This window comes from uncultured Parvimonas sp. (assembly GCF_963524015.1).
Classification (GTDB): domain Bacteria; phylum Bacillota; class Clostridia; order Tissierellales; family Peptoniphilaceae; genus Parvimonas.
In genome coordinates this window covers 123941-139606 of the sequence record NZ_CAURDT010000002.1, presented here as the reverse complement: position 1 = coordinate 139606, position 15666 = coordinate 123941, and the positions used below count along the sequence as shown (strand labels likewise).

General features: G+C 26.7%; 7 protein-coding genes and 1 pseudogene. 6 read left to right on the top strand and 2 right to left on the bottom strand.

The features are described 5' to 3' along the window. Positions 1-128 precede the first annotated feature (128 nt). The 5 genes from nrdD to RWJ08_RS03465 all read left to right on the top strand — a co-directional run bounded on the left by nrdD (position 129) and on the right by RWJ08_RS03465 (position 7528). The gene (nrdD, locus tag RWJ08_RS03485; protein ID WP_009355056.1) at positions 129-2252 is read left to right on the top strand and encodes an anaerobic ribonucleoside-triphosphate reductase; all 2124 of its coding nucleotides are present in this window, start codon (positions 129-131) and stop codon (positions 2250-2252) included. A gap of 12 nt (positions 2253-2264) precedes the next feature. Continuing rightward, positions 2265-2759, top strand: coding sequence for an anaerobic ribonucleoside-triphosphate reductase activating protein (gene nrdG, locus RWJ08_RS03480; RefSeq protein ID WP_029949551.1), 495 nt, complete (start codon positions 2265-2267; stop codon positions 2757-2759). 2 nt (positions 2760-2761) lie between these two features. After that, positions 2762-3934, top strand: coding sequence for a cation diffusion facilitator family transporter (locus tag RWJ08_RS03475; protein ID WP_313961084.1), 1173 nt, complete (start codon positions 2762-2764; stop codon positions 3932-3934). A gap of 89 nt (positions 3935-4023) precedes the next feature. Beyond that, on the top strand, positions 4024-5778 hold the full coding sequence (locus tag RWJ08_RS03470; protein WP_313961083.1) for an ATP-binding cassette domain-containing protein: 1755 nt from the start codon (positions 4024-4026) through the stop codon (positions 5776-5778). Beyond that, the gene (locus tag RWJ08_RS03465; RefSeq protein ID WP_313961082.1) at positions 5771-7528 is read left to right on the top strand and encodes an ABC transporter ATP-binding protein; all 1758 of its coding nucleotides are present in this window, start codon (positions 5771-5773) and stop codon (positions 7526-7528) included. The genes RWJ08_RS03470 and RWJ08_RS03465 overlap by 8 nt, the downstream gene beginning before the upstream one ends. A gap of 85 nt (positions 7529-7613) precedes the next feature. Here RWJ08_RS03465 and RWJ08_RS03460 read toward each other — a convergent pair. Beyond that, positions 7614-8268: pseudogene (locus RWJ08_RS03460) on the bottom strand (IS30 family transposase). Positions 8269-8644: 376 nt separating this feature from the next. Here RWJ08_RS03460 and RWJ08_RS03455 point away from each other — a divergent pair. After that, the gene (locus RWJ08_RS03455) at positions 8645-15316 is read left to right on the top strand and encodes a S8 family serine peptidase (RefSeq protein ID WP_313961081.1); all 6672 of its coding nucleotides are present in this window, start codon (positions 8645-8647) and stop codon (positions 15314-15316) included. Between the two features lie 65 nt (positions 15317-15381). Here RWJ08_RS03455 and RWJ08_RS03450 read toward each other — a convergent pair whose 3' ends face one another. Further along, positions 15382-15606 carry an IS3 family transposase gene (locus RWJ08_RS03450; protein ID WP_255260971.1) on the bottom strand — a complete coding sequence of 75 codons (225 nt, stop codon included), beginning with the start codon at positions 15604-15606 and terminating at the stop codon, positions 15382-15384. Positions 15607-15666: the final 60 nt, after the last annotated feature.

Genomic DNA, 15666 nt, shown 5'->3' with positions numbered 1-15666 from the left:
AATGGATTTCAGAAGAAAAAATGGGTAAATATACTATATATAGTAGCTATATGGTTTGTTGACAATATATATTGTTGATGATATAATCTTACTATCGAGCATTTACGAAGTATTTTTGGAGGTAGTATATGATTAAAGTTATAAAAAGAAATGGTCAAGAAGTAGATTTTGATGCTAATAAAATTGCAATAGCGATAAATAAAGCTATGCATAGCAGTACAGGAGTATATGAAGAAGGATTGGCAGAAAAGATTGCATCAGAGATAGAAACTTTTGCAACAACAATCGGAAAGAAGATGAGTATATATGATATAGAAGATCATGTTTACTACAGCTTAATTAAATATGGAAATCCTGCAACCGCCAGAGCTTATGAAAACTATAAGGCTGTGCAAACTTTTAAAAGACTTAAAAATACTACTGACGAAAGTATTTTAGGTCTTCTGGATAAGACAAATTTGGATGTTATAAATGAAAATTCAAATAAAAATGCTATTCTTGCATCAACTCAAAGAGATTTGATTGCCGGAGAAGTTTCAAAGGATATAGCAAGAAGAATGTTAATTCCTGTGGATATTGTTCAGGCTCATGACGAAGGAGCTATACATCTTCACGATATGGACTATTTAATTCAACCTATGTTTAATTGCTGTCTAGTTAATATTGGAGATATGCTTGATAATGGAACAGTAATAAATGGTAAAATGGTTGAAACTCCAAAATCTTTCCAAGTTGCTTGTACAGTTATGACTCAAATAATTGCACAAGTAGCATCAGGTCAATTTGGTGGTCAAAGCTTAAATGTTGCTCATCTAGGAAAGTATCTAAGAAAGAGCTATGAAAAACATTTAAAACTTGCAAAAGAAATTTTAACTGATGAAAAAGACATTGAAAATATTGCAAGAGCAATGACTAAGAAAGAATTGGAAGCAGGTATTCAAACTATTCAATACCAAATAAATACTTTGATGACTACAAATGGGCAAAGTCCTTTCGTTACTCTTTTTATGTATGTTGAAGATGGTTTTGAATATGAAGATGAAGTTGCACAAATTGTTGAGGAAATAATAAAACAAAGATTAGAAGGAATTAAAAACGAAAAAGGTGTTTATATCACACCTGCTTTCCCTAAATTGATTTATGTTTTAGATGAAAACAATGTAAGAGAAGATAGTAAGTATTATTATTTAACAAAACTTGCTGCAAAATGTACTGCAAAGAGAATGTATCCTGATTATATCTCTGCTAAAAAACTTAGAGAACATTATGAAGGAAATGTATTCGGACCTATGGGTTGTAGATCATTCTTAGCGCCTTATAAAGATGAAAATGGAAACTATAAATTTGAAGGTAGATTTAATCAAGGTGTAGTAAGTTTGAATTTACCACAAATAGGAATTTTAAATACGGGAAATGAAGAAGGTTTCTTTGAAATGTTGGATAAAAGACTTGAAATTGTAAAAAAAGCACTTTTATTCAGAAATTCACTTCTTCAAAATGTAAAGAGCGATAATTCTCCTATTCATTGGCAATATGGAGCAATTGCTAGACTTAAAAAAGGTGAAAGTATTAAAAAATACCTTGAAAACGGATATTCAACTCTTTCTGTAGGATATATTGGATTATATGAAGCTACTATGTGTGTAAAAGGCGTTAGTCATACAACTGAAGAAGGAAAAGAATTTGCTCTTAAAGTTATGAGAAAAATAAAAGAAGCGGCTGACAGTTGGAGTGAAGAAACAGGAATGACATTTTCATTATATGGAACTCCTGCTGAAAGTTTAACTCACAGATTCTGTTCTATAGATAGAAAGAAATATGGAGAAATAAAGGATATAACAGATAAGGGATATTATACAAATAGTTATCATGTTGACGTTAGGGAAAATATTTCAGTTTTTGATAAATTCAGATTTGAAGAAGATTTCCAAAAATTGTCAACAGGAGGTTGTATTTCTTATGCGGAAATTCCTAATATGAACCATAATGTTGAAGCTGTTGAACAAATGATTAGATTTATCTATGATAATATTCAATATGCTGAATTTAATACAAAATCAGATTATTGCCACGTTTGCGGATTTGATGGAGAAATAATCATAAACGAATATAATGAATGGGAATGTCCTCAATGTCATAATAAAGATAAGCAAAAAATGAATGTAACTAGAAGAACTTGTGGCTATCTTGGAGAAAACTTCTGGAATGAAGGAAGAACAAAAGAAATAAAGGCAAGGGTGCTTCATATATAGTGAGGGATTAAAATGAGATATGGTCAGATAAGAGCTTATGATGTTGCAAATGGTGTTGGTATCAGAACTAGTATTTTCGTAACTGGCTGTACACATAATTGTAAAGATTGTTTTAATAAAAAATATATGGATTTCAATTTTGGAGAGCTTTGGACAAAAGAAACTACTAATTTAGTCATAGACTATTTGCGTGATAAAAATGTTTCTGGTCTTACTTTGCTTGGTGGAGAACCAATGCAAAACGCAAAAGAACTCCTTGAGATTGTAAGAGATATTAAGAAAAGTGTAAATAAAAATATTTGGATTTATTCTGGATATACTTTTGAGGAAATTCTTGAAGATGATGATAGATTCGAGCTTTTAAAAGAATGTGATGTTTTAGTTGATGGAAGATTTGATTATAGATTAAAAGACTTAACTTTGAAATTTCGAGGTTCTTCAAACCAAAGAATTATAGACATAAAAAAGACAATTGAAAGTGGAAATATTGTACTGTTTATGGAGTAAATATGTTAGAGAAAAAAATATTGAATATTTCGAAAATTGAAAACACAGATAAATATGATAGAAAAAAAGTCGGATATCTTTCAGGAATGATAGGAACATTTTTAAATGTTACTTTGGGAGTATCAAAATTTGTAATCGGAATTTTAGCAAATTCGGTTTCAATAACAGCTGATGCAGTTAATAATTTTTCGGATGCTATTTATTCCTTTGCAACAGTTTTAGGCTTTAAATTTTCTTCTGCACCACCAGATAAGGATCATCCTTACGGTCATGGAAGAGTTGAATATATAACTACCTTAATAATCTCAATGATGGTTATGATTGTAGGAGTTCAATTTGCAAAGACATCTATCGAAAGAATTATAAATCCTGAAAAAATTATTATGGGGAAAATAGGAATTGCTTTTTTAGTGATTTTTATTTTTGTAAAACTTTGGATGAGTTTATTCAATAGAAAACTTTCCAAAGCAATAGATTCAAGCATTTTAAAGGCTACTTCAATTGACTGTTTGAGTGATGTTTTTACAACTTCAGTTGTTTTAATTGCAATGATTTTTGCTAACTATACTACTTTTCCGGTTGATGGAGTTGTAGGTCTAATAGTTTCTGCATTTATTCTATTCTCAGGTTTCTCTTTGGCAAAGGAAACAATAAGTCAACTTATTGGAGAGGCACCAAGTGTAGAATTGATAAAGTCAGTTTTGACAGACATTGAAAATCACAAAGAAATTTTGGGAATACACAATTACACTTTTCATAGATATGGACATCTTAAAACAATTGCAACTGTTGATGTTGAAGTTGATGCTGAAATGAGTTTAATCAAAGCACATAATCTTATGAGCCTTATTGAAAAAGAAATTTACGAAAAATATGAAATTGTATTGGTAATCCATGTTGAACCGGTAGGGGGAAACTTTACTGAAAGAGAAATTGAATTAAAAGAAATTACTGAAAATTGGAAAAATCAGTTTAGTTATATAAAATCAATGCATGACTTTGCAATTTACAAACAGGGAGATAAGTACTTTGTAGGATTGCAATTAGCATTAGATGGAAACAAATTGGATAAAAATTTCGACGAAAATAGTTTAAAATCAGAGCTTGAAGAACTGATAAAAAATTATGATGAAGAATTAAAAACTTCAATAACAATTTTATATGAATATTTTTAAAATAGCACTTCGGTGCTATTTTTTGTATAAGTTGACGTCTATGTAATTTTTTTATATAATCAGGGTAGCAATTTATTTGGAGAAAATTTATGAAAAATTTAGTATTACCTTTTATTAGAAAAAATATTTTTAAAATTTTAATTTATAATATTAGTTTTATAGTTGCATATTTTTTAGATGCTTATTATTTTGGATATATTTTTTCTTTAGTCGAAAATAAAATATATAGTTATAATAAATTTATCTTTATTATACTTTTTTTGTTTGCTATAATTATATTTTCTAAAATTATGTCAAGTATTTTATTTTCAAAGCTATCTTATGAAGTAGTTCGTTTTAGATTTAAGTTAGCAAGAAAACTGAACAACTCAATTTTACAAAAGAATATGGAAGATATTGAAAATCCTAAATTTGAATATTCAATGAATAGAGCTTGGAATTTTTTAGCTTATGATAATGCAGGTTTTAGTGCAATTTTGATGGATTTAGTAAATTTTATTCCTATTTTTGTATTGCTTATTTTTTCAGGCTTTATTATTTCGAAAACTTCTTTTTACATTGTAGTTTTTACATTTTTAATTCAACTTGGAGCATATCCTCTAAGAGAAAAAATTAATGAATTTGACTTGGATACAGATTTAGAGCAAGGAAATGTATTGACAAAACTTGAATATTACAATAATTTTAGTATGAGAAATGAATACGGAAAAGATATTCGTATATTTAATTTAGGAAATCTAATCTTAAAGAGATATGAGAAAATTGTTAATGAAGCAATGACTATTATAAAAAATAAAACTAATTTAGGTATAAAATTAGGGATTATTTCAATATTTTTGGAAATTATAACTGATATTCTTACAATTGGAATGTTGATATACTTATTTAGTATTAATTCCATTTCTATATCTACAATTTTTATAGTTTTCAGTATGTATCAACTTTTTGTAACTAATGAAAAGGAGTCTTTAAGAATTATATCCGATTTAAAGAAAAATATAAAAATGTTTGATAAATACCTTTTACATTTAGAAGAAAATAGTTTAAAAAGTAAAAATGCCAATATGGAAAATAAAGAAGCATCCTTTGAACTTAAAAATATTTACTTTAAATATCCAAATACTGATAAATACAGTTTAGAAAATATAAATATGGAGTTTTCATCTTTCAATAAAATCGGAATAATTGGAGAAAATGGTGCCGGAAAGAGTACACTTATAAAAGTAATTATGGGAATTTACAATCAAACAAGCGGAAAAATTCTCATTAATGGGAAAGAAGTTTCAGCAAAAGAAAGACTTGCTTATTTTTCAGCCGTTTTTCAAAATTCACATTTTTTTGCAGGGACACTTAAAGAAAATTTATTCGGGTTTGAAAGTGTGAAAAAATATGAAGAAAATTATATTGAAGAATATTTAAAAAGTTGTAAACTTGACAATGTAAATGGAAAATTGATAGATTTGAATACCAGATTTGGAAAAGAGTTTTTTGATGATGTTTTTGAACCTTCAGGTGGTCAATTACAAATGCTGACTATTCTAAGAGCATTAGTTAAAAGTGGAACGATGTTAATTTTAGATGAACCCACATCTGCACTTGATGCTAAAAAAGAAATGGATTTTTATAATAGATTATCTCTTGAAGAAAAGACAAAGGGATTTATTATTATTTCCCATAGATTGGCTATTTCTAATATTGTGGATAAAATTTATATTTTAAATAATGGAAAAATATTAGATTCAGGTTCTCATTTTGAATTAATTGAAAGATCTGAATATTATAGATACTTAAAAGAATTGACTAAAAGTATGTTTAAATTGAAAGTAGGTGATAAAAATGATTAATTCATTTAAAACTATTTTCAGATTTTTAAAATTGTCTTTTAAAATAGATAAGAGATTTGTCAATAGAATTTCAATTGATATTTTAATTAATATTCTATTGACTTTACTAGCTTTATTTATGGTTAGAGATTTTACAGAATATTTACAAATTGGAAATATTAAAAATGTATCTATTAAATTGATTTTTGAGGCTATTGTTTTTGTTGTATTAAGGATTTTTAAAGAAGTATTAAAGTGGAAAGTCCAATACTCTGCAAGAGAGTATTTACTTAAAATGGAAAAAGGACTTCTGAAAAAATCAACAGAAATAGACTATTTTAATTTAGAAAGCCCTTATTTTCATAATTTACAAGAAAGAGCAAGATTTTCCCTTAGAAATCAATATTGTCTTGAAAACTTATTAGAGGCAATTGTAAAAAGCATAGAAAATATTTCCATTATGCTAACAACTTTTATTGCCATAGGATATTTTTCTTTCTATCTAAGTATAGTATTACTTATCCTATTTGTTGTAAATATATTTGCAAAGAAAAAATGCAGTAAGGAAGAGAGTAAATTTTATGAAAATTTATCTCCGATAAATAGAAAATACTGGTATTATAGCTATATGGTTTTGAATAGAGATGATGTATTAGATATAAAATCAAATGAATTTGAAAGTTTCATAGATAATAAATTTTCTAAAACTATAAAAGATATATTAAAATGTTTTAAACCTTTTTATAGGAATAAGGCTATTGTAAATATAATTGAAGTGATAAATTCAATTATCTGTACCTTATTTGTAATAATTTTTAGTGCAAGTAGGGTTTATAAAAATGAAATCAGCTTTTCTGATTTTAGTTTTACTGTAGTAGGGATACTAAAATTTACAAGCAGTATGAATGAATTTTCTGAAAATATAATTAATTTGGACAGATTTTCAAAATATACCATTCCTGTTTTGGATTTCATTGAATTTGACATTGGGAAAAATGTAGAGAGAAGTATTGAGAGCAAAGATTTGGGATTAATCGCAAAAAATATTTACTTTAAATATGGAGATTTTAAAAATTATGTTCTAAATGATATTTCATTTGAAGTAAAAAAACCTAAAATTGTAGTAATTATTGGAGAAAACGGAGCAGGAAAAAGTACTTTAATAAAACTTATTTCCGGACTTTACGAGGTTTCAAAAGGAAGTTTGACTTATGATGGAAAGTCTATTTATGAAACTGAAAATAAGTATATAAGTACAATTTTTCAAGATTTTAAGCTAATTGATGATATAACATTAAGAGAAAATATTTGCTGTAAATTAATTGAAAATGAAGACGAAAATGAAATTGTGGATGAAGAAATTTTTAAAATTATTGATAAACTTGGTATAAAAAAAGAAGATTTTAAAATTAATTTAGATGATAAACTTGGAGTTGAACTTGATGATGAAAATATTGAATTGTCAGGAGGTCAAGCACAATTAATTGCAATCTTAAGGGCAATTTATAAAAATAGTCCTATACTAGTTTTAGATGAACCAACAGGAAGTCTTGATATTGAAAAAGAAAATTCTGTTTATAAAATTTTAAAAAATATAAAAGAAGATAAAATAATATTTATGATTTCTCATAGAATGGCATCAGTTCATATTGCTGATGAAATATGGTTTATGAAAGATGGAAAAATTATTTTTGGAAATCATAATGAACTCATCGAAAATTCTTTGGAATATAAGAAATTATATTTATCACAGGCAGAGAAATATATTTAAAATAAAGTCTAGATTCTATTTAGAATTTAGACTTTTTTGATAAGGGTCTTTTAAAAATATTATATTTACAAATTGCAAGAATAAGTTAGCCAATTGAAAAAACTTCAAAAGGTGTTTTATAGTTAAATAGTTTTTTAGGATAATTATTTATCCAATCTTCAATAAATGCTACTCTTTGTTGAGTAGTGTTTTTTGTTCCTTTTGGTAAAAATCTTCTTATGAGTCTGTTGTGGTTTTCATTACTTCCTCTTTCATAACTACTATATGGATGTGCATAATAAATATTTTCATAGTCAAATACTTCATATAGTCTTGCAAACTCTAAGCCATTATCTGCCATTATACTTTTTATTTCATACTCTTTTAATACTTCTTTTAAAGCTCTATTTACTGATTTAACTGTTTTATCTTCAATTAACCTTATTATTTCATATCTACTTTTCCTATCTGTTAATGTTAATAGACATTGCCCCTTTTCCTTTCTTAATATTACAGTATCTATTTCATAATGTCCTACTTCTTCTCTATTATTTATTTCTTTTGGTCTTTCTTCTATTATTTTTCCTAATATTCTTACTCTTTTTACTTCCTCTTTTTATTTCATTATTTATTGTTTGATGATTTTTACCTAGTAATCTTACTATTTCTCTATTACTATTTCTTTCTTTTTTCCATTTCTCTATTAATTTTCTTAAATCTATTGTTAAGTGCTTATATTTTGTGTTACAATTATTGTGGATCTCATTGAGGTTCCTTTCTTTAGTTTTTAGCTTAACTATTATTTTACCTCTTTGAGATGTTTTTTTCTATTTTTTCATTTGTGGCTAATTTAATTTTACAATATACGAAATTTAAAAATTAAAATAAAATTAAAAATTTTATTTTAATATCTAAGTAGATTATGAAAATAATTTTTATATATTTTTTACTAAAGATGTTAAATTTATTTTATTAAAAGAATGCTCTTATATAAGGGTGTTCTTTTTTTATTTAATTTTTGTTTTTATAAAAATTAAATGTTGTTTAAAGTTTGATATTGACAATTACTATTAATTGATATAAAATATTTTTTGTTAGTTTATGCTAATTTTATTTTATTTTTTTAGGAGGAATTATATGAAAATTTTTAAGAAAATCATATCTTTTGTGGTATTTTGTTCTTTGATTTTTACAAGTTTTAGTGGTGTTTTTGCCACTGAAAGTAAGTCTTTAGATTTTCAAAAAAAGATAGAAGAGTTAAAAGATTACAAAGATGATGATTTTGTCGATGTAATTATCAAATTGAAAAAACAAGTTGATGTTTCAAAAATTAAAGATGCTGTTAAAAAAGAAAATGTTAATGCATCTAAGGAAGAAATTCAAAATGAGATAAGAAAGGATATGGTAGATAAGTCTATAAAGTTAAAAGAAGATAGTCAAAAGTCTATTATAGAAATTCTTGAACGTTCTAAAAAAGATGGTAATGTAAAGAATTATCAACAATTTTTTATTATAAATTGTATAAATGTAGTTTGTAAAAAAGAAGTTTTGGTTAAGATTTCAAAAAGGTCTGATGTAGAAAAGATTTGTATTAATAAAAAAGTGAAGATGCCAAAGCTTCAAAATAATATTCCAGAAGATAGAGAAGCTTTATCTAGTGTGGAAAAAAAGCATATCCCTTGGAATTTAAAGATGATTAGTGCAGATAAGGCACAAAAAGAAGTTGAAAATTCTAATAACGATGTTGTTGTTGCGATAATTGATTCTGGTGTTGATGGAAATCATCCTGCAATTAAAAATAATTATAGAGGAAATGATGAAAAGCTTAAAAGATATTCTTGGTATAATGCTGTAAATGAAAAGACGGGAGATAAAGAAGAACCTTATGATGATAGGGGACATGGAACTCATGTTTGCGGAACTATCTTGGGTCAAAGAGAAAACTCTCTTTTAGGTGTTTGTCCGAATGCTAAATGGATGGCTGTAAAAGTTTTTGATTCAAATGGTGAAACAGATAATGCTAAGCTTTTAAAAGCGGGTGAATGGATTATGGCACCTAAAGATGAAAATGGTATACCTCATCCAGAAATGGCTCCAAAAGTTGTAAATAACTCATGGGGTGGGAATTCAACAGATGGGTTTTATCAAGATATGGTTCAAAAATGGAGAGAAGCAGGAATTTTTCCTGTATTTTCTGCAGGTAATGTAAGTCAATTTAATGAAGGAGGGGCTGATTCTATAGGGACACCTGCTTCATATCCACAAGCTTATGCAGTTGGAGCTATTAGGCAAGATGAAATAGTTGCAAAATTTTCTCTAAGAGGTAAATCTAACTATACAGAAAATTTTAAGCCGGATATTGTTGCGCCCGGAGTTAATATTTTATCTTCAATTCCAAATGGAAAATATACAATTTATACTGGAACCTCTATGGCAAGTCCTCATGTTACAGGTGTTGTTTGTTTGATGCTTAAAGCTAATCCAAATTTAAGTGTTGATCAAATTGAAAAGATTTTAAATGAAACTGCAACACCTTTAAAAGACAATGACTATACAACAACTCCAAACCATGGTTATGGGCATGGAAAAGTTGATGCTCTTAATGCAGTTAAGCTTTCTATCGGTCAAAAAAAGGGAAAAGATATAGATATTTCAAATATGAAACTTTTACAAGGTCGTATTCTTACAAAGGGAGTGGATAATGAAAAACCAGTTATAAATCACACTCCGATTAGTAAGGTTTTTACAACATATAAAACAACTTTTGATGCAAATGTAAAAGATAATGTTGGAGTTGATAGTGTAAAACTTTATTTAAATGTTGGTAGTGAATATAAATCTTATGATATGAAACTTAAAAATGGAAATAATCTTTCAGGTTATTATAGTGTAAATATTCCGGTTGCAACTTTTAAAAATGTTACAAATGGAAAATATTATATTGAAGCTACAGATATTAACAAAAAAGTTACTAAGAGTGATGAATTTTCATTTGAAGTTCAAAAAGGTGTTGGTATTGGATATATACAAGATTTTGAAAAAGATACTTCAGGTTTTGAGTTGGGCGGACAATCAAAATTATTTAAATGGGGAAATATTAAAAAAGATGAAGCAAATAAAAAATTAATAGGTATACAACCTTATAAAAATGTTCGTGGAAATTCTATTTTTGTTATGCCTCCAATAGATTTAACAGAAGAAACTAGAAATCCAGCTTTAAGTTTTAAACATTTTTATGACCTTGGAAATTACGAATCAGCCTTTTTTGATACTGCTGAGGTTTGGATTGCAGAAGCTAAAGAAGATAGTGATCCAGATAGTTTAAAATGGGAATTAAAAAGAAGTTATAAAAACTCTTCAAAAGAAAAGTGGGTTGATGAATACATTGACCTTTCAGCTTACAAGGGTAAGAAAATTTGTGTAATGTTTGGATTTAGACCTAATGGAGAATATAAAAGTAGTGGTAATGGTTGGTATATTGATGATATAAAAATAGAAGAAGCATCAAAAGAAATACCACAAACTCCAAGTGAATATTTAAAGTTAAATGATAAAAAAGACGGTAGATTAATTTACACATTTTCTCCGGTAAAAAACGAAAAGATTACATCTTATGAGCTATATAGATCAAAAGATAAAAATGGACCTTTTGAACTTATAAAAAAAGTTGAAAAAGGAGATTCTAAAAATGGATTTGGAAAATACTCTATTGATTTAGTTGATATTCCAAAGCCACAAAAAGGAACTTATTATTACTATGCTGTTGCAAAGATTGGCGAAAATAAAAGTGAGCCTTCTGAAATTTTATCTCATACTTTTACAGAAGGGAAAGAAGTTAAAAGTTTTGATTTTGAAAAAGGACAAGATGATTTTACAAGTGTAGAAAGTGATAAAGAAACAAAATGGGATTTTGGCAAATTAGAATATGGAGATAAATATGATGCAAAATATAAAAAGCCTACAAGTGTTCAATCATTAGGTAAAAATGACGGTATGAATGTTTGGGCGACAAATTTAAATGATCATAGAAAGCCTAACACAAAATATTCACTTATCTCTCCAACTATGGACTTGTCAACTTTAAAAGATGCTACGCTTTATTACCAAAACTGGTTTGGTTCAAGTGGAAAAAGAAAAACTGATGAGTATGATTCATATAATCAAGATATAGGAGAAATTTATTTTTCAAAAGATGATGGAAAAACTTGGGATAAAGTTTATACTTTAGATGAAAGTGAAGTAGATAAGCATATAAAACATGCTTGGTTTACAAATGGTGTTGAAATTAAAAAAGATTATTTAACAGATAAATTTAAAGTTAAATTTGTTCTTGATGCAGGAAGTGATAAAGGAAATACAGATCCGGAGCAATGCGGAGGTTGGTATATTGACGATGTTACTATAAATACTAAAGATGTAAAAAATAACAATATAATAGAAAAAGTATCTCCATTTAAGCTTTTAAATATGCAAAATTTAAGTGAAGAAAACGAAAAAAAAGATATACTTGCATTAGTTGGAAAAATTACAATTAAAGAAACAGGAAAAACTATTAATACAGAAGCTGGAACAGGTAAGTTTAGTATAAAGCTTCCGGCTGGTAAATATACTGTAATAGCAAGCGCAGATGGCTATAAGGACAAAGAAGAAGTTATAGACCTTACAAATGATGTAAATAAAGATTTTTATTTAGATAATTTTAAAAAAGTTGCTATATCAGTTAATGTAAAAGATTCTGATTATGAGTCAATAAAAGGAAATGTAAAACTTTATAAAGAGGGGAAATTAGAACCTATAGCAGAAGAAAATGGAGAAACTGTTAGATTTACAAACTTAACATCTGGAAATTACACTTTAGTTGCAACAAGCGATGGTTATAAAAGATTAGAAAAAAATATTAAAATTCCTGGAACTGGAACTGTAAGTATGCCTTTAGAAAAAGTTTATCAAGAAAGTCAGTTAAATGTAGGTTATACAGATGAAAAAGCAACTAAGCTTTCAGGAATGGACCTAAAGGATAGAGCATTTGCAAATAAAATTTCAAATGATAAACTTGTAGATATAAAAGAAATTTCATATTTTATTACAAAAACTAAAGATGTAGATTTAACTAATAGTAAATATAGAATTTCTATTTATGATAAAAATACTGAAGATGAACTTCCATCAAAAGTGTTATTTTCAAAAGATTTAACATTTGAAAAAGAAGGCTGGAATAAACTTTCTATTTCAAATGTTCAAGTAAATGGTGATTATTATATTGCATTTACAAAACTAGATGGAGAAATTGCACTTGGTATGGATGATAGTAACGATGGAATTAATTCTTTTCAAATGTTTAATGGAGCTTGGGATGAACCTGAAACTAAAGGAACATATATGATAGGAGCCAAGGTTAATACATTATCTGATAAAGAAGTTAAACAAGTTACAATTAGTTTTGATAAAAACGGTGGTAGCGGAGAAATGCAAGCTGTAAAACTAAAAGCTAATGAAGATTATAAATTACCACAATGTACTTTTACAGCTCCAGACAATCAAGAGTTTGATGCTTGGCAAGTAAATAATGAAAGAAAAAATGTATCAGATACAATAAAAGTAGATAAAGATTTAACAATAAAAGCTCTTTGGAAAGATAAGAAAAATGAAAATCCACAAGAAGAAAAACTTGACCCTATAATGCCAAATCCACTTTTAATGACTACAAATGTAACTGATTTTACTCATTTTATAACTTATTCTAATGATAACAAATCTGATGAGTATTTAAAATCAGTTCAAAAAGTTATTGTAAATCACAAAGGAAAGACAAGTGAAATAACTGATGTTAAAGGCATTGACTCTACAGATTTCGCATCTAATCCAAATAAAAAACTACAATTTTCATTTACTGAAAAATTAGATAAAGATGATACTATAACTATTGTTTCTAGCAAATACAAAAATGTTATTGTAAAAATAACAAAGGATACCCTTGTAGGAAATGATGTCTATTACTCAATAAGTGCAAATATTGAAGGTAAAAAGGTAGTTTATAAAGTTACTTTTGATAAAAATGGTGGTAGTGGAGAAATGAAAGATGTAGAAGTTGAAAATGGAGAAATTTTTACAGTTCCACAATGTACTTTTACAGCACCTTCAGGTATGGAGTTTGATAGTTGGGAATATATGAATGAAAAAACAGAGGTAGGACATCAATATCAAATTACTAAAAATATAACAATAAAAGCTCTTTGGAAAGAAAAATTAACTAAAAAAGCTACAATTACATTTGATAAAAATGGTGGTCTAGGAACTATGCAAGAGGTTAAAAAATTAGTAAAAGAAGAATATGAACTTCCTGTTTGTGAATTTTTAGCTCCAAAAGATATGGAATTTGATTGTTGGGAAATTAATGGACAAAGACATCTTCCAGGAGAAAAAATTACCCTAAACGAAGATATAACTCTAAAAGCTTTATGGATAAAAGAAGATAAATCAAAAGAGCCTAAAGAACCACTACTTGGAGAAATTTCATCGAAAGATCCATCAGTTATGAAAGTTAATTGTATTAATTTAATCGGCTATAAAAAAGAAGATAGTGAATATGTAAATAAAATAAATCTTATAACTATAAGAAGAAATGGAAAAGAAATAAAACATTATCTATTTACAAAAGAAGATGGAAAATATAAAAATCTTGATAAAACTTTAGATAAGGTAAGTATTGTATTTAAGGATAAAACTTTCTTTAATAGAGATGATGAAATTATAATTTCCGCAAGAGGATATAAAGATTTAAAACTTCATATTATATCAGCTGATGATATGGTAATGAACGCTTTATATACTACAGAAATTGTATCAACTGTTAAGTTTGAAACTTTTGGTGGAAGTAAAATTGATGATCAAATTATAAAAGTTAATCAATTAAGTGCAAATAAATTAGCTAAAGTACAAGATCCTACTAAAGATGGTTATACTTTTAAAGGTTGGTATGAAGATAGTGAATTAACAAAGGTGTTTGATTTTGATAAAAAAATAATAACAGATACTACAATTTTTGCAAAATGGGTTAAAAAAACACCATCTGAAGAAAAAACTATAGAACTTGAAGTTAAAAATGTTACAATACATCAACAAGATACATTAGATCTTAAATCATTAATCGTTAAAGCAAAAGATAATAAAAACAACGATTTAAAAGAACAAGTTGAAATTATAGATGAAGGTGGATTTAACAAAGACAAAGTAGGAACATATACAATAACATTTAAATTAACAAATAAAAATGTAAGTGTAATAAAAAAAGCTACAGTTACAGTTGTAGAAAAAGAAAACTCTACTGTAAATCCTATAAATCCTGTAAATCCAAGTCATAAAGACCCTAAAACACCAGAAGAAAAAACACAAATAAAATTTTTATTTGGAGAAAATCAAGAAATTGATAAAAATAAAAATGAAACATTAATTTTTAAAATATCTCCAGAAGTAGAAGATTTTAAAGATGTTTATGTAGATGAAAAACTTGTTGATAAATCTATGTATGATGTAAAAAAGGGAAGTACTATAATTGAGTTTAAAGATGAATTTATAAAAAAACTTTCTTGTAAAAAACATAAGTTTAAATTTAACTTTAAAGAAGGAAGTATTGAAACTTGTATTTTAGTTAAAGACTCTAAGAAAGAAGATAAAGCTAGAAGCAAAAATAATAATAATGCAAAAAGAACAAATACTTCTATGGCAAATACTTCAATACAAAATATATCTTTTATACCTTTAATTCTATCTACTATAGCTTTAGTAGTAGTTAAAAGAAAAAGAAAATAGAAAAATAAAAAAATAAAAGTGTTAGAATTATGAGCTGAACCCAAAAACACGGAGAGTTAAATAAATTATTCAAAGGAATGTAATCTATAATCAATAGGAGACATTCCTTTTAAATTCTCCTTAATTCTTTTCGTATTATACCATTTAATATACTCTTTTATATCTTCTATTAATTTTTCATAAGAAGAATAATTTTCTTCATAAAACATTTCTTGTTTCAATATTCCAAAAAAATTCTCCATTGGTGCATTATCTAAGCAGTTTTCTTTCCTAGACATACTTTGTCTTATTTTGTTATTTTCTAATGTTCTTACAAAACTACTATGTTTGTAATGAAAGCCTTGATCTGT